This is a genomic window from Variovorax durovernensis, from assembly GCF_977011995.1.
On the sequence record NZ_CDRNCW010000001.1, the window covers coordinates 3,107,924 to 3,123,220 of the forward strand.

Genomic DNA, 15,297 nt, shown 5'->3' on the forward strand with positions numbered 1-15,297 from the left:
CTGAAATGTTCCTGACATGCCGGCTTCATGGCAGGTGCGGAGACTCCCTCGGCAGAAAGGGTTCCCCATGAAAGAACTGCCCAACCCGACGTTTCCGCTTTCGCAGATCGGGCTGCGCGCGGCCTTGTGGCCCGCTCCCGCTGTCGGTGGTTCGACCACCGCCACTGTCCGCACCTCGGTGCCCCAGGCGCCTGCCGTCATTCTTCCTCCAGCCACAGAAACCCGCCAAGGCATCACTGTGGGCTGGGCCCGCCACCTTGATGATGTGCGCGCCGCGCAACGCCTGCGTTACGACGTGTTCGTCGGCGAGATGGGCGCCCGCGTGTCGTCGCCGCTGGCCGGCCACGACATCGACCTGTTCGATGATTTCTGCGAACACCTGCTGGTCCGCGACGAACTGACGCAGCAAGTCATCGGCACCTATCGCGTGCTGACGCCAGCTCAGGCCCGCCGCGTCGGCAGCACCTACAGCGATACTGAATTCGACCTCACCCGCCTGCGCGACCTGCGCGAGCGCATGGTCGAGCTGGGCCGCAGCTGCGTGCACCCCGAGCACCGCCAGGGCGGTGTGATCCTCGCGCTATGGGGTGCCTTGGCCGGCTTTATGCACCGCAACAAGCTCGACACCATGATCGGCTGCGCGAGCATTCCCATGTCGCACAACGGCGTGACCAACGGCGACGCCGCCGCCAGCATCTGGCGCCAGGTGTCGGCCAGCCACATGGCGCCGATCCAATATCAGGTGCAGCCGCGCCTTCCGCTGCCGGTCGAGCGGCTGGACAGCACGCTCGACGTGGAGCCGCCGGCGCTCATCAAGGGTTACCTGCGCCTGGGTGCCAAGGTGCTCGGCGCTCCGGCCTGGGACCCGGACTTCAATGCCGCCGACCTGCCGATGCTGATGCGCATCGACGATCTGCCTGCGCGTTACCGCAAGCACTTCCTGGGCGCATGAAGCCGGCGGCTACCCGGCCCGAACCGGGGCCGCTCGCTTCTTCCGATGGGACTGCGGACTCCACAGCAGCCGGCACGGAGGCGTCACGAGAATGTCACGCAACTGACACAAGCGCGGATGACACTGTCATATTTCCGCCTACACGTTCTCCTGTGCCGCTTGCTCCAGAATCAGTGCCTATGCAATCCGACCCCGCAGATCCGTCACTCGACGTCGCTGCGCCCACGTTCACGCTGCTGGACCGCGATCACAGCATCCTGTCATTCAACGAGCGCGTGCTCGACTGGGCCCATCGGACTGAAGTGCCACTCATCGAACGGCTGCGCTACCTTTGTATCGTTTCGTCGAATCTCGACGAATTCTTCGAAGTCCGTGCCGCGCCACACCTGATCGCGGGCAGCGCCGGCGACCACAAGGGCACTTACACCGTCGAATCGTTCGAGCGGCTGGCAGAGGCGGCTCACACGCTCGTGGCGCGCCAGTACGCGCTGTACAACGACGAGCTGATGCCGACTTTTGCCACGCACGGCATCCACATCATTTCGCACGGCGAACGCAATCCGGCGCAACGCAAGTGGGTCAGCGAGTATTTCGAGCGCGAAGTGCGTCCGCTGCTGATTCCCGTCGGGCTGGACCCGGCCCATCCGTTCCCGCAGGTGGCGAACAAGTCGCTCAACTTCATCGTGAGGCTGGGGGGCAAAGACGCCTTCGGGCGCGAGAACCCGATCCAGATCGTGAAGGTGCCGCGTGTGTTGCCGCGCCTGATCAAGATGCCTGCCAAGGTGTCGGATGGCAAGACGCTGTTCGTGGCGCTGTCGAGCGTGGTGCGGGCGCACCTGTCGAGCATGTTTCCGGGCCGCGAGGTGGGCGACTTCTCGCAATTCCGCGTCACGCGGCATTCCGACCTCGCGGTGGACGAGGAAGACGTCAAGAACCTGCGCACCGCCTTGCGCCAGGGCTTGCAGCATCGGCACTACGGTCAGGCCGTGCGGCTCGAGGTGTCGGCGAGCTGCGCCGAGTCGCTTGCGAGCTTCCTGCTTGCGCAGTTCAACCTGCCGCCGCAGGCGCTGTACCGGGTGCACGGGCCGGTGAACCTGGCCCGGTTCACGCAGCTGGCGGACCTGCTCGACGAGCCCAAGCTGCGCTTTCCGCCGTATCCGGCGTCGTACCCGGTCACGCTGTCGCCGTCGCAGTCGTTCTTCGATCGGCTGCAGCGCAGTGATGTGTTGATCCATCAGCCCTTCGAGAGCTTTGATGGCGTGCTCGCGTTCCTGCGCGAGGCGGTGCTCGATCCCCAGGTGCTGGCGATCAAGCAGACCATCTACCGCACCGGTGCCGATTCGGTGCTGATGGATCTTTTGCGCGAAGCGGTGCGCCGTGGCAAGGAAGTCACGGTGGTGGTGGAACTGAAGGCGCGCTTCGACGAAGAAGCCAACATCAACTGGGCTGAAATGCTCGAGTCGATCGGCGCGCAGGTGGTGTATGGCGTGGTCGGCCTGAAGACCCACGCCAAGATGCTGCTGGTGACTCGCCGCGAGGGAAAGCAGATGCGCCGCTATGGCCATCTTTCCACCGGCAACTACAACCCGCGCACCGCCAAGCTCTACACCGACATCAGCCATCTCACGGCCGACCCGCTGCTGACGGCCGACATGGAGACCGTGTTCGTCCACCTGGCGAGCCAGAGCCGGCTGCCCAAGCTCAACCGCATGTGGCTGGCGCCGTTCGACCTGCACAAGAACCTTGTCACCCAGATCGACGCGCTGGGCGTGGCCGCCTTAGCCGGACAGCCGACACGCATCGTCGCCAAGATGAATGCGCTGACCGACGAGGAAATCATCGCCGCGCTGGTTCGCGCAGGACAGAAGGGCGTGAAGATCGACCTGATCGTGCGCGGTGCCTGCACGCTGCCGGCGCAGGTGCCGGGGTTGACCGACAACATTCGCGTGCGCTCGGTGATCGGGCGCTTCCTCGAACATTCGCGGGTCTTCTACTTCCGCAACGGCGAAGACGAATCTCTCTACCTGTCGAGCGCCGACTGGATGAACCGCAACATGATGCGGCGCATCGAGCTCGCCTGGCCCGTGACCGACCCGGGCCTGCGCCAGCGCCTGATCGACGAATGCCTGGTGGCTTATCTGCACGATGGACGCGACGCCTGGGATCTGGGCGGCGATGGCATCTACACCCGCGTCGACCACGACACGCATTCGGGCGAGGCGGGTGCTTCCCGCGTGATCGAGGCGCACGGCGCGCAGGCAGCGCTGATGAATCGCTATGCATCCCGAGGACACATCCGGGATGCATCCGGCAACTGAAGACCGAAAGACGATGACCATGGACTTGATCTTCTGGCGCCACGCCGAAGCCGAGGACTGGACCGAGGGTTGCGACGACATGCAGCGCTCCCTCACAGCGCGCGGCGAGAAGCAGGCCAAGCGCATGGCGACCTGGCTCGACCGTCAGTTGCCGGACGGCACGCGCATCATCTGCAGCCCCGCGCGGCGCTGCGAGCAGACCGCTCTTGCGCTGGGCCGCAAATACAAGCTTCGCTCCGAGCTGGCACCCGACACAACGGCCGAGGCGTTGCTCGGCGCGGCCGGCTGGCCCAACGGCAAGTCGGTGGTGCTGATGATCGGCCACCAGCCGTCGGTAGGGCAGGCGATTTCGCTGCTGCTGGGCCTCAAGCAGGACAGCTGCCCTGTGCGCAAGGGCGCGCTCTGGTGGATCCGCACGCGTGAGCGCGACGGCGACGTACAGACCGTCGTGGTGACGGTGCAGTCGCCGGAATTGCTCTGAGCGTGGAGTTGGCGCGGCTCAGCAGCCGCTGAGTTCGACGCGCCAACTGCTGGTCTTCTGCCAGGCCAGCACTTCTTCCCGCAACAGGTGGGCCGATTGCGGATAGGCCTCGGCCCAGTCTGGCGCGCAGGCGATCGTGAAGGCCCGGGCGCCCAGCGCCGCCAGGTGCAGTGCCTGGGGATCGGGATCGCGCCGCGCATGGCACAAGATGATTGCGAGCCGCAGCGACAGCAGCTGCATCACGAAGGTCTCGTCGTCCAGTGCCGCCTCTAGCTTGCGCAGTTTGCCGCGTTGACCCAGCACCAGCTGGCCGAGCGCGTGCATTTCGTTCACTGCAAAGCCGGGAGCGTCGGCGTTGTCGAGGATGTAGGCGCCGTGCTTGTGGTAGTCGCTGTGCGAGATCTGTGTGCCGATCTCGTGCAATTGCGCCGCCCAGCCCAACTTGCGCAACGCACGGCCGGCACGGTTCGAGTTGTTTCCTCCGCGGGCCGCCGGGGCGAGTTGCAGGAACAAGCTGGCTGCCGTGTCGCCCACGCGCTTGGCCTGTGCGGCATCGACGGTGAAGCGGTTGGCCAGCCGTGCGACCGTGGCGGTACGCATGTCGGCTACGCTTTCGTCGCGTTCCAGCAATTCGTACAGCACGCCGTGGCGCAGTGCGCCCTGTGCAACCTTCATTTCCTGGATGTCGAGAAGTTCGAACACAGCACGCAGCACGCTGACACCACCGCCGATGACGGCCTTGCGGTCTTCGCGCATGCCGTCCATGCGTAGCTTGTCGGCGCTGCCGGCCTTGAGCAGGCGGTCGAGCAGCCAGTCGAGGCCTTCGCGCGTGACGAGACCGGGCTCGCCTCCGGCCGCAGCCAGTACGTCACCGACCGCGCCAATGGTGCCGGAGGCGCCGTAGGCCACGTCCCATTGGTCGCGGGTGTAAGTGGCGAGCGCGTCGTCCAGCACGGCCTTGGCGGCCACCTCGGCCGCGCGGAAGGCGGTGGGGGTGAACAGGCCTTCGCCGAAATGCTTCATCGACCAGGCCACGCTGCCGACGCGATACGACTCCATGCGGTCGGCCTCCAGCGCGTGGCCGATGATCATTTCGGTGGAGCGCCCGCCGATGTCGACGACCAGGCGGCGTTCGCTGTCTGACGCATCGGTGTGCGGCAACATGTGCGCCACTCCCTGATAGATCAGGCGGGCTTCTTCGCGTCCCGGGATCACGTCGATCCCGAAACCCAGAATGGTGCGCGCGCGCAGCAAGAACTCTTCGCGGTTGCGTGCCTCGCGCAATGTCTGGGTGGCGACGGCCCGGACCTGTGAGCGCTTGAAGCCCGCCAGGCGCTCGCCGAAGCGGGCGAGCGCGTCCCAGCCGCGCTGCATGGCCTCGGTGGTGAGGTTGCGCGCGCTGTCGAGGCCGTTGCCCTGGCGCACCGTCTCCTTGAGATATTCGGTGCGATGAATCTGACCATGGTCGACCTGTCCGATTTCCAGCCTGAAGCTGTTCGAACCCAGATCGACCGCTGCGAGGCGGGTGCCGTTTTGCATTTTGTAGTGAAGAGGGCGGTTCTCTGGATCGTAGCGCCGTGACAGAACGCGCCGCCCTCAAGTCTCATCACGGCAGGGGTTGGAGGCTAGGCGCAGTGCATGACGGTTATGTGACAGCGTCACACAAGTCACTGCAGGATTGCCGTCATTTTCCCTCGACAGAGGGGTGTCATATTGATGTCACAGAAGCTTTTTAGAGTCCGTCCCAAGCCCGAAAGGGACTACTTCTTACTTCTAAAGGAAGCTTCATGAAAACGACGTTCAAATTTGCAACCGCCGGCCTCCTGGCCGCGATGTTCACCATTCCCGCATTCGCACAAGACGTTACCGGCGCTGGCGCCAGCTTCCCGGCACCGCTGTACGCCAAGTGGGCTTCCGATTTCAACAAGGCCACCGGCGTCAAGATCAACTACCAGTCGGTCGGTTCGGGCGCCGGCATCAAGCAAATCGAAGCCAAGACCGTCGATTTCGGCGCTTCGGATGCTCCCCTGAAGGACGACGAACTGCAAGCCAAGGGCCTGATGCAGTTCCCCACCGTCATCGGCGGCGTGATCCCCGTGGTCAACATCCAGGGCATCAAGCCCGGTGAACTGAAGCTCAACGGCCAGGTCCTGGGCGACATCTACCTCGGCAAGATCACCAAGTGGAACGACCCCGCCATCAAGGCCCTGAACGGTTCGCTGGCTCTACCTGACGCCGCCATCGCTCCGGTTCGCCGCGCCGACGGTTCGGGCACCAGCTTCCTGTTCACCAACTACCTGAGCAAGGTCAACGCCGAGTGGAAGACCAAGGTCGGCGAAGGCACGGCCGTGAACTGGCCCACCGGCGCGGGCGGCAAGGGTAACGAAGGCGTCGCCGCTTTCGTGAACCGCCTGCCCAATTCGATCGGCTACGTCGAATACGCCTACGTCAAGCAGAACAAGATGACGTACGCACAAATGCAAAACGCCGCCGGCACCTTCGTGTCGCCTGACGACACCGCCTTCAAGGCCGCCGCCGCCGGCGCCGACTGGAACAAGACCTTCTACCAGGTGCTGACCAACCAGGCCGACAAGGGCGCATGGCCGATCACCGGCGCAACTTTCATCCTGATGCACAAGGTGCAGGACAAGCCCGCCAACGCGACCACCGTGCTGAAGTTCTTCGACTGGGCCTACAAGAGCGGCGACAAGACGGCCGACGACCTCGACTACGTGCCGATGCCTGACGCCGTGAAGGCATCCATCGCCAAGGCATGGGGTGATGTGAAGGATGCGTCGGGCAAGGCCGTCGCTTACAAGTAAAACAACCCATCAGTCCAGAACGGCGCGCCCATGAGCAATTCTTCGCTCGAGGACGCGCCGCTTTCGTCTTTGCCGGAGCGACCCGTGTCATCCACCTTTCCCGCCGCAGGCGCCTCACTCGACCTCGCGGCCGAGCGCGGCCGCGTTACCGCCCCTCCGCCCCCTGTCAAGGCTCCGCGCTCCGGCCCGATGGCCGATCGTTTGTTCGGCTGGGCTGCCAAGGGCGCCGCGCTGCTGACGCTTGCGATGCTCATCGGCATCCTGTTGTCGCTGATCGTCGGCGCATGGCCCGCCATTTCCAAGTACGGCCTCGGCTTCCTCACTAGCAGCGTGTGGGACCCGGTGAAGGACGAGTACGGCGGCCTGGTCATGATCTACGGCACGCTGGCCACCTCGATCATCGCGCTGGTGATCGCCGTGCCGGTGAGCTTCGGCATCGCACTCTTCCTTACTGAACTTTCGCCCAACTGGCTCAAGCGCCCGTTGGGTACGGCCATCGAACTGCTGGCGGCGGTGCCTTCCATCGTCTACGGCATGTGGGGCCTGCTGGTGTTCGGCCCGATCCTGTCGACCTGGGTGCAGCAGCCGCTGCAGAAGCTGCTGTCCGGCGTGCCGTACCTCGGCGCCCTGGTGTCCGGCCCGCCCGTGGGCATCGGTATTCTGTCGGCCGGCATCATCCTCGCGATCATGATCATCCCGTTCATCGCTTCGGTGATGCGCGACGTGTTCGAAGTGACGCCGCCGCTGCTCAAGGAATCGGCCTATGGCCTGGGTTCCACCACCTGGGAAGTCGTTTCCAAGGTCGTGCTGCCGTACACCAAGGCCGGCGTGATCGGCGGCATCATGCTCGGCCTAGGCCGGGCGCTGGGTGAAACGATGGCGGTCACGTTCGTGATCGGCAACATGAACCAGCTCAACTCGCTTTCCGTGTTCGAGGCGGCCAACAGCATCACCTCGGCACTCGCCAACGAATTCGCCGAAGCCGGCGCGGGCCTGCACCAGGCCGCGCTGATGTACCTCGGCCTCGTGCTGTTCTTCATTACCTTCGTCGTGCTGTCGCTGTCGAAGATGCTGCTTGCCAAGATGAAGAAGAGCGAAGGAACCAAGTCGTGAGCACCGCGCAAAACCTCCTGAGCGCCAAGGCGCTCGCCGAAACGCGCCAGGCCAAGTTCGCCTCGCGCAACCGCGTCAACAAGATCGCGCTGACGCTGTCGCTTGCCGCAATGGCTTTCGGCGTGTTCTGGCTGGTCTGGATCCTCTGGGAAACGCTGCGCCAGGGCGTCGGCGGCCTGGCCATTGCCACCTTCACCGAAATGACCCCGCCGCCGAACGAAGCGGGCGGTATCGCGAATGCGATCTTCGGTTCTTTCGTGATGGTGATGCTTGCCACCTTCGTGGGCACGCCCATCGGCATCATGGCCGGCATCTACCTGGCCGAGTACAACCCCAAGGGCTGGCTGGCCTCGGTAACGCGCTTCGTCAACGACATCCTGCTGTCGGCGCCGTCGATCGTAATCGGCCTGTTCGTCTATGCCGTGGTGGTGGCCTACTTCAAGACCTTCTCGGGTCTGGCCGGTGCCCTTGCTCTGGCGCTGATCGTTATTCCGGTCGTGATCCGTACCACCGAGAACATGCTGCAGCTGGTGCCACCGGGCCTGCGCGAGGCGGCCTACGCTCTCGGCACGCCCAAGTGGAAGGTCATTCTCAGCATCACGCTGCGTGCCGCCCGCGCCGGTGTGGTCACCGGTGTGCTGCTGGCGGTGGCGCGCATCGCCGGCGAAACCGCGCCGCTGCTCTTCACCGCGTTGAACAACCAGTTCTGGACCGCCGACGTGAGCCAGCCGATGGCCAGCCTGCCGGTCACGATCTTCAAGTTCGCAATGAGCCCGTACGAGAACTGGCAACAGCTGGCCTGGGCCGGCGTGTTCCTGATCACCGTCGCCGTGCTCGCCCTCAATATCCTGGCGCGGGTCCTGACGCGCAACAAACACTAAATCAAGAAGACGCCAACATGCCAAATACCGTCGCACAACCGTCGCGCTCGAAGATTTCGGTCAAGGACCTGAACTTCTACTACGGCAAGTTCCACGCGCTCAAGGGCATCAACCTCGAGATCCCCGAAAATAAGGTCACGGCCTTCATCGGTCCGTCGGGCTGCGGCAAGTCGACCTTGCTGCGCACCTTCAACCGCATGTTCGAGCTCTATCCCGAACAGCGCGCCGAGGGCACCATTGCCCTCGACGGCGAGAACCTGCTCACGTCCAAGCAGGACGTGGCTCTGATCCGCGCCAAGGTCGGCATGGTGTTCCAGAAGCCCACGCCGTTCCCGATGTCGATCTACGACAACATCGCCTTCGGCGTGAAGCTGTTCGAGAACCTCTCGGCCAGCGAAATGGACGACCGCGTCGAGTGGGCCCTGAAAAAGGCCGCCCTGTGGACCGAAGTGCGCGACAAGCTGCAGCAAAGCGGCTCGGGCCTCTCCGGCGGCCAGCAGCAGCGCCTGTGCATTGCACGCGGCATTGCCATCAAGCCCGAAGTGCTGCTGCTAGACGAGCCATGCTCGGCGCTCGACCCGATCTCCACCGCGAAGATCGAGGAGCTGATCGCGGAACTGAAAAACGAATACACGGTGGTCATCGTGACGCATAACATGCAGCAGGCCGCCCGCTGCAGCGACTACACCGCCTACATGTACCTCGGCGACCTGATCGAGTTCGGCGCCACCGAACAGATGTTCTTCAAGCCGCAGCGCAAGGAGACCGAGGACTACATCACCGGCCGCTTCGGTTGAAGTCAAAGGAGACAACATGACCGAGAAACACCTTTCCAGCCAGTTCGACAGCGAACTCAACGGCGTCTCGTCGCGCGTGATGGAGCTCGGCGGCATGGTCGAGTTGCAGATCCACCAGGCCGTGTACGCGCTGCTGCAGTTCGACTCCGAAGCCGCCGACCGCGTGATGGAGACGGAGCATCGCGTCAACGCGATGGAAATCGACATCGACCGCGAACTGTCGTCGATCATCGCGCGCCGCCAGCCCACGGCCCGAGACCTGCGCCTGCTGATCGCCATCAGCAAGACCACCGCCAACCTCGAACGCGTGGGCGACGAGGCCAACAAGATCGCGCGCATGGTCAAGTCGATCATCGAGAGCGGCGCGGCCCGCCAGTTGCCCACGACCGAACTGCGCATCGCGGCCGACCTGGCTTCAGGCCTGCTGCGCACCGCGCTCGACGCCTTCGCCCGCCTCGACACCGCCGCGGCACTGTCGATCCTGAAGGACGACGACCTGATCGATCGCGAGTTCGACGGTTTCGTGCGCAAGCTAGTCACCTACATGATGGAAGACCCGCGCACGATTTCCGCCAGCCTCGACCTGCTGTTCCTGGCCAAGGCCATCGAGCGTATCGGCGACCATGCCAAGAACATCGCCGAATTCATCATCTACATCGTCAAGGGTGCCGATGTGCGGCACACTTCGATGCAAGAAATAGAGTCCGCGCTGCAGTAACAACCGCGGCAAGACTCCCAAGAAAGCAATGAAGAAACCCCGAGTCCTGATCGTCGAAGACGAGTCCTCGATCGCCGAGCTGATCGCCGTCAACCTGCGCCACAACGGCTTCGAGCCGATCTGGTCGGAAGACGGTGCCGCGGCCCAGCGCGAGATTGACGCCTTCCTGCCGGATTTGATCCTGCTCGACTGGATGCTGCCCGGCCAGAGCGGCCTGCAGCTTGCGCGCCAGTGGCGCAAGGACCCACGCACCAAGGCCATCCCGATCCTGATGCTGACCGCGCGCGGCGACGAACCCGACAAGGTTGCCGGCCTCGATGCCGGTGCCGACGACTACATCACCAAGCCTTTCTCGACCCAGGAAATGCTGGCCCGCATCCGTGCGGTGCTGCGCCGCCGTGCGCCGGAAGTGGTGACGGAGCGCGTCGAGATCGGCGAACTGGCGCTCGATACCTCCACCCACCGCGTGACCTGGCAGGGCGGCGCCCTGAAGGTCGGCCCGACCGAATTCAAGCTGCTTGCCTACCTGATGCAGCACGCCGAGCGCGTGCACAGCCGGGCGCAACTGCTCGACAAGGTGTGGGGCGATCACGTCTACATCGAGGAACGTACGGTCGACGTGCACGTCAAGCGCCTGCGGGAGTCGCTGGGCGCGGCTGCGCCCATGGTGGAAACCGTGCGCGGAGCGGGCTATCGCCTGACAGCCCAAGTCACGGTTTGAGCGCCGTGGCTTCCCTTGGCTGCGGGCGCGGATAATCGCCCGCCATGCCTTTTCGCATTGCTACATTTTTAATAGCGTCCCTTGCAATTGGTGGGGGCGCTGTTGCTGCTTTCGGCTGGAAATTCGGCTGGCTGGGTGCCTGGCTGGGCGCGGTGCTGTGGCTGGGGCTCGATGCCTGGCGTGCCGAGCGGCTGCTGCAGGTACTGCGCAACGATGCAATGGGCTTGCCCGCGCGCGGACCTGGTGTGTGGGGCGAGTTGGCTGAGCGTATTCGCAAGCTGCTGCGCGACCGCGAGCAGCAGGCCCGGCAGGCCGAAGACCGGCTGCAGGAGTTCCTGGCGGCGATCCAGGCATCTCCGAATGGCGTGGTGCTGCTCGACGAGCAGGGCCGCATCGAATGGTGCAACCAGACGGCTGCCAGCCAGTTCGGCATCGACGCCGAGCGGGACCTGGCGCAGCACCTGGCCAACCTCGTGCGCGACCCGGCCTTCGTGGCCTATCTGGCCTCCTGGAACTACAGCCGAGACGTCATCATCGACGCCTTCGGCCCGGGCCATGCGCACCAGCGCAGCCACCTCGTGCGGCTGTCGGTGCAGGTTCACCCCTATGCAGGCAACCGCCGCATGCTGCTGACGCGCGACATCACCGCCCTGGAGCAGGCCGAAGCCATGCGCCGCGATTTCGTGGCGAACGTGTCTCACGAGATCCGCACGCCGCTTACCGTGCTGGCCGGCTTCGTCGAAACGCTGCAGAACCTGCCGCTCGATGCGGACGAGCGCACGCGTTACCTGTCGCTGATGGGGCAGCAGTCGCACCGGATGGAAACGCTGGTGAATGACCTGCTGACGCTGTCGCGGCTGGAGGGGAGCGCGGCGCCCTCGGGCAACCAGTGGATTCGCATCCGGGCTTTGCTCGCGCATTGCGAGGATGAGGGCCGGGGTCTGTCGGGCCGATTGGCGCCGCTGGGCCACCGCCTTTCGTTCACCATCGACGCGGAGTCCGAGGTGTCGGGCGCGCCGACCGAACTGCAGAGTGCAATGTCGAACCTGCTGAGCAACGCCATCCGCTACACGCCGGGCGGTGGCGAGGTGGCCGTCAGCTGGCGGGTGCTGCCCGACGGGCGTGGTGAATATTCGGTGAAAGACACGGGCCCGGGCATCGCGGCCGAGCACATCCCTCGGCTGACCGAGCGCTTCTACCGCATCGACCGCAGCCGGTCGCGCGAGACGGGTGGTACCGGACTGGGCCTTGCGATCGTGAAGCACATTGCGCAGCGTCATGGGGCCGAATTGCGCATAGAAAGCACGGTGGGCAAGGGCTCGCGATTCGCGCTGGTGTTTCCGGCGGCGCGTGTCCGGGAAGCGCGGCTGCTGGCCAAGCAGCAGTAGGCACGCAGCTTGGCTCTTCAGGCCGAGCGCTTCTTCATCGTCCAGCGCAGCAGGCTGATGAAGAACAGTGCCGTCAAGGCCAGCGCGCCAGCGCTCATGATCCAGAACGCCAGCGGCGATTGCATGGCTGCCCACGGACCCAGGCCGTGATACGCAAGCATGTAGCTGCCGCCGAGTCCCAGGCCCCAGAGCATCGCGCAGTAGATGACCAGCGGTGCGAGCGTGACCCGATAGCAACGCAGCAGGAACACGCACAGCGTCTGCACGGCGTCGGCCAGGTGGTACGCGGCTACGGCCAGCATCAGCGACGCGGCCAGCCCGACCACGGCGGGGTTGTCCGAGTACACGTTGGCCAGTTCGTGGCGCAGCGTGATCAGCGCAGTGGAGAAAAGCAGGGCGCACAACACGGTTTGCTCGAACCCCAGCCTGCATGCGTGGCGCGCCCTGGCGGCATCGCCCGCACCGAGCCAGAAGCTCACGCGCGCGCTGGTCGCGATCGAGAGCGACAGCGGCACCATGTACGCCACCGCCATCAGGTTCGCGGCGATCTGGTGCGCCGCCGCGGCAGCTGTGCCAAGGCGTGCAATGAACAGTGCCATCAGCGTGAACGAGGTCACTTCGACCAGCACGGCCAGGCCTCCAGGCACGCCCATCCGTGCGAAGAGGCGAATCTGTTGCCAGTCGGGCTTCTCCAGGCGTTCCCACAACCTGTAGCCGCGATAGAAAGGCCTGCTGCGCAGCATCCAGACCGCGCAGGCGAGCATGGTCCAGTTCACGCATAGCGTGGCCCAGCCGCAGCCCACCAGCCCCATCGCCGGCAGGCCGGCACCGCCGAAGGTGAACCAGATCGAGAGCGGCAGCTTCACGACCAGCGAGCCCAACTGGAGCCAGGTCACGAGTTGCGGCTTGCCCAGGCCCTGGTTCAGCGTGCTGAACAGGCGAAAGAGCAGGGCAGGTGCCAGGGCGAAGGCCAGCACGCGCAGGTACATCTCCACGTCGCCGCGCATTTCGGGCGGCACCTGCGTGAGACGCAGCACGGCGGCAGGTGCAAGCAGCGCCGCCATTCCGACCACGATGGCAATGGCGGCGAGGTACAGCGATTGCCGTACCGAACGGCCGACCTCGCTGCCGCGGCCGCCGCCGTGCAGTTCGGCCCACACAGGCAGCAGCGCCTGCAGCACGCCCATCAGCGAGACGTACACGCTGACAAAGATTGCAGCGCCGACCGACAGCGCGGCCAGCGCGCCCTCGGAGTAGCGGCCGGCGATGATGGTGTCGGTCACGCCGAAGGCCATCACGGCCAGTTGGCCGACCAGCACGGTGCCGGCATGCCGTGCGATCAGGCCCCTTTCGCCGCTCGGTGCGCTCACTGGGGCGTGATCTTCTGGTAGAGCAGCAGATCGTCGGCAGGGCTGCTGGGGCGGCGAAGGGTGCCGCTGAAGCGCCATTGATCGAAGGGGATGATCGTGTGCAGGCGCTCGATGGTCTCAGGGCTGACCAGCAGCCAGGGGCAATCGGTGCCCAGCAGCAGCGGTTGCAGGTTGAACTGGCCGTGGTAGCGCAGCGCGGCGATGTGCGGGCGGCTCAGTGCAAGCTCCGCAATGCAGCTCGGCTGGCCGACGCGCTCGGCCACGGCTCGCACCTGCGGCACATAGCTGCGTGCGTAGTCGATGGGCGGCAGCCACAGCGTCATCAGCAGCATCCAGCACAGCGCGGTGCCGCCGGCTGGCAGCACCAGCGTCTTCCAGAGGGCCGCGCGATGCCGACCGGTGCGCCAGCGCACCAGCCAGCACCAGGCAATGGTCGCGGCCACTGCCAGCACCACGGCGATGGGCGAGAACTCGGGCACGAAGCCCGGCACCAGGCGGGTCACGCTGGCTGCGGGCTTTGGCGGCACGCCGGTCTGCATGGCGATCCAGTAGATCCAGCCGAGCAGCGCCAGGCCGCTGAAGAAGAGCACGTTGAACCAGTCGACCAGCGCCGCCGCGCTGCGGCGGAAGGTCGGCAGGGCAAATGCCGCGAGCGTGGCGAAGGCGGGCAGCGCCAGCATGAGCGAGCGGTCGGAAAAATCGGTGGTCCAGGTCGCGGCCAGCGGCACCAGCGCGAACCAGAACGGCAGCGCCACATGGCGCGCATTGAGCTGGCGGCGCCAGCGCCAGAGCGTCCAGATGGCCAGTGGCCAGACCGGCCAGGTGAACCACAGCAGCAGCTTGGCCTGGCCACGGATGTCACCGAACAGGGAGCCGCCGGTCAGAGTGATCTTCCACTGGGACAGGCCCAGCGCGAACACCAGCACTGCCGCCACCGCGGTGACGCTTGCCATCGTCGCGAAGGCGCCCAGGGTGTAGCCGGGACCGTCGTCGTTTTCTGTGTCGAATTCGTTCCGGGCCTTTGCCGCGGTTCGACGTTCGTAGGCGATGTACAGCGTGCTTCCGATGGCCAGCGCCAAGCCGACCGTGGGAGCGCCGCTCATCGTGATGCCAAGGGTGCCCACGATCAGCGCGATCACCGGGCCGGCGCGGCGGTAGGGCAACGCGGCCACGCCATAGAACAGGTACGAGGCGAAGAACAGCTGCGCCAGAGCGGGCGTGGTCTCGTGACCGAGCTGCGCCAGGCCGAGGCAGGCGATCAGCGCCAGCAGGCCGCCGTCGGCAATGGCGCGTGCGTAGTCGGTCGGGCGTGCTTCACCGCCGAAGGCGAAAGCCACGGGCTGGGCGCGCGATGTGCGGGCCAGGTAGTAGACGGCGTACCAGGTGGCAGTGAACGCGCCCCAGAGAAGGAAGGCGAACGCGATGCGCACCGCCAGGTCGGGGTTCAGCCACGAGGGGGCGATCTTGATGGCCCAGGCGCCGATCCAGTACGGAATCAGCGCGGGTGTTTCGGGGCGAATGCCCAGCAGCAACGGGTCGAACCAGCGCGAGATGCCTTCGGTGTTGCGGGCCAGTTCGGCCATGTAGCCGAAGGCGGTGATGTCTGCGCTTTTCCATGGGCCCCGGCCGACCAGGCCCGGCAGCAGGTAGGCCGCGCACAGCAGCAGCAGCGCGATGCGCGGCAGTCGGCGCACGGCGCTCTGGGCAACGATCGCTGGGGTGGGCTGGTTCAAAAG

General features: G+C 65.4%; 13 protein-coding genes. 10 read left to right on the forward strand and 3 right to left on the reverse strand.

The features are described from left to right. Nucleotides 1–67: 67 nt before the first annotated feature. The 3 genes from ACWV14_RS14790 (at nucleotide 68) to ACWV14_RS14800 (ending at nucleotide 3,751) form a co-directional block, all read left to right on the forward strand. Nucleotides 68–952 carry a GNAT family N-acetyltransferase gene (locus ACWV14_RS14790; RefSeq protein ID WP_454909274.1) on the forward strand — a complete coding sequence of 295 codons (885 nt, stop codon included), beginning with the start codon at nucleotides 68–70 and terminating at the stop codon, nucleotides 950–952. A 179-nt stretch (nucleotides 953–1,131) separates the two neighbouring features. Further along, nucleotides 1,132–3,270 carry a polyphosphate kinase 1 gene (gene ppk1, locus ACWV14_RS14795; protein ID WP_454909275.1) on the forward strand — a complete coding sequence of 713 codons (2,139 nt, stop codon included), beginning with the start codon at nucleotides 1,132–1,134 and terminating at the stop codon, nucleotides 3,268–3,270. A 19-nt stretch (nucleotides 3,271–3,289) separates the two neighbouring features. Next, the gene (locus ACWV14_RS14800; protein WP_176928784.1) at nucleotides 3,290–3,751 is read left to right on the forward strand and encodes a SixA phosphatase family protein; all 462 of its coding nucleotides are present in this window, start codon (nucleotides 3,290–3,292) and stop codon (nucleotides 3,749–3,751) included. A gap of 18 nt (nucleotides 3,752–3,769) precedes the next feature. On the opposite strand, the gene ACWV14_RS14805 is transcribed toward ACWV14_RS14800, so the two are convergent. Beyond that, nucleotides 3,770–5,290: a Ppx/GppA phosphatase family protein gene (locus ACWV14_RS14805; RefSeq protein WP_454909276.1), complete on the reverse strand. Its 1,521-nt coding sequence runs from the start codon at nucleotides 5,288–5,290 to the stop codon at nucleotides 3,770–3,772. Between the two features lie 248 nt (nucleotides 5,291–5,538). Here ACWV14_RS14805 and pstS point away from each other — a divergent pair, with 248 nt between their 5' ends. From pstS to phoR, 7 genes are read left to right on the forward strand one after another with little or no spacing between them, the layout of a single operon-like run. Next, the gene (pstS, locus tag ACWV14_RS14810; protein WP_422086410.1) at nucleotides 5,539–6,573 is read left to right on the forward strand and encodes a phosphate ABC transporter substrate-binding protein PstS; all 1,035 of its coding nucleotides are present in this window, start codon (nucleotides 5,539–5,541) and stop codon (nucleotides 6,571–6,573) included. A 30-nt stretch (nucleotides 6,574–6,603) separates the two neighbouring features. Then, entirely contained in the window at nucleotides 6,604–7,686 is a 1,083-nt protein-coding gene (gene pstC, locus ACWV14_RS14815) for a phosphate ABC transporter permease subunit PstC (RefSeq protein ID WP_422086411.1), read from the forward strand. After that, entirely contained in the window at nucleotides 7,683–8,567 is an 885-nt protein-coding gene (gene pstA, locus ACWV14_RS14820; RefSeq protein WP_081271676.1) for a phosphate ABC transporter permease PstA, read from the forward strand. Before pstC ends, pstA begins: the two co-directional genes overlap by 4 nt. Nucleotides 8,568–8,584: 17 nt before the next feature. Continuing rightward, on the forward strand, nucleotides 8,585–9,364 hold the full coding sequence (gene pstB / locus ACWV14_RS14825) for a phosphate ABC transporter ATP-binding protein PstB (protein WP_021007056.1): 780 nt from the start codon (nucleotides 8,585–8,587) through the stop codon (nucleotides 9,362–9,364). A gap of 16 nt (nucleotides 9,365–9,380) precedes the next feature. After that, on the forward strand, nucleotides 9,381–10,082 hold the full coding sequence (gene phoU / locus ACWV14_RS14830; protein ID WP_454909277.1) for a phosphate signaling complex protein PhoU: 702 nt from the start codon (nucleotides 9,381–9,383) through the stop codon (nucleotides 10,080–10,082). A gap of 28 nt (nucleotides 10,083–10,110) precedes the next feature. After that, complete coding sequence (gene phoB, locus ACWV14_RS14835) at nucleotides 10,111–10,803, forward strand: phosphate regulon transcriptional regulator PhoB (RefSeq protein WP_007836652.1); 693 nt, start codon at nucleotides 10,111–10,113, stop codon at nucleotides 10,801–10,803. A 44-nt stretch (nucleotides 10,804–10,847) separates the two neighbouring features. Next, nucleotides 10,848–12,191, forward strand: a complete 1,344-nt coding sequence (gene phoR, locus ACWV14_RS14840) for a phosphate regulon sensor histidine kinase PhoR (protein WP_454909278.1) — start codon at nucleotides 10,848–10,850, stop codon at nucleotides 12,189–12,191. Nucleotides 12,192–12,208: 17 nt separating this feature from the next. Here phoR and ACWV14_RS14845 read toward each other — a convergent pair whose 3' ends face one another. Both ACWV14_RS14845 and ACWV14_RS14850 read right to left on the reverse strand, forming a co-directional pair. Then, nucleotides 12,209–13,561 carry an MATE family efflux transporter gene (locus tag ACWV14_RS14845; protein WP_454909279.1) on the reverse strand — a complete coding sequence of 451 codons (1,353 nt, stop codon included), beginning with the start codon at nucleotides 13,559–13,561 and terminating at the stop codon, nucleotides 12,209–12,211. Beyond that, on the reverse strand, nucleotides 13,558–15,294 hold the full coding sequence (locus tag ACWV14_RS14850; protein WP_454909280.1) for a hypothetical protein: 1,737 nt from the start codon (nucleotides 15,292–15,294) through the stop codon (nucleotides 13,558–13,560). The genes ACWV14_RS14845 and ACWV14_RS14850 overlap by 4 nt, the downstream gene beginning before the upstream one ends. Nucleotides 15,295–15,297: the final 3 nt, after the last annotated feature.

What these genes read in the sequence shown, in the direction of transcription:
- ACWV14_RS14790 (WP_454909274.1), top strand. Translation starts at nt 68, where the DNA reads ATGAAAGAACTGCCCAACCCGACGTTTCCGCTTTCGCAGATCGGGCTG.
- ppk1 (WP_454909275.1), top strand. Translation starts at nt 1,132, where the DNA reads ATGCAATCCGACCCCGCAGATCCGTCACTCGACGTCGCTGCGCCCACG.
- ACWV14_RS14800 (WP_176928784.1), top strand. Translation starts at nt 3,290, where the DNA reads ATGGACTTGATCTTCTGGCGCCACGCCGAAGCCGAGGACTGGACCGAG.
- ACWV14_RS14805 (WP_454909276.1), bottom strand. Translation starts at nt 5,290, where the DNA reads ATGCAAAACGGCACCCGCCTCGCAGCGGTCGATCTGGGTTCGAACAGC.
- pstS (WP_422086410.1), top strand. Translation starts at nt 5,539, where the DNA reads ATGAAAACGACGTTCAAATTTGCAACCGCCGGCCTCCTGGCCGCGATG.
- pstC (WP_422086411.1), top strand. Translation starts at nt 6,604, where the DNA reads ATGAGCAATTCTTCGCTCGAGGACGCGCCGCTTTCGTCTTTGCCGGAG.
- pstB (WP_021007056.1), top strand. Translation starts at nt 8,585, where the DNA reads ATGCCAAATACCGTCGCACAACCGTCGCGCTCGAAGATTTCGGTCAAG.
- phoU (WP_454909277.1), top strand. Translation starts at nt 9,381, where the DNA reads ATGACCGAGAAACACCTTTCCAGCCAGTTCGACAGCGAACTCAACGGC.
- phoB (WP_007836652.1), top strand. Translation starts at nt 10,111, where the DNA reads ATGAAGAAACCCCGAGTCCTGATCGTCGAAGACGAGTCCTCGATCGCC.
- phoR (WP_454909278.1), top strand. Translation starts at nt 10,848, where the DNA reads ATGCCTTTTCGCATTGCTACATTTTTAATAGCGTCCCTTGCAATTGGT.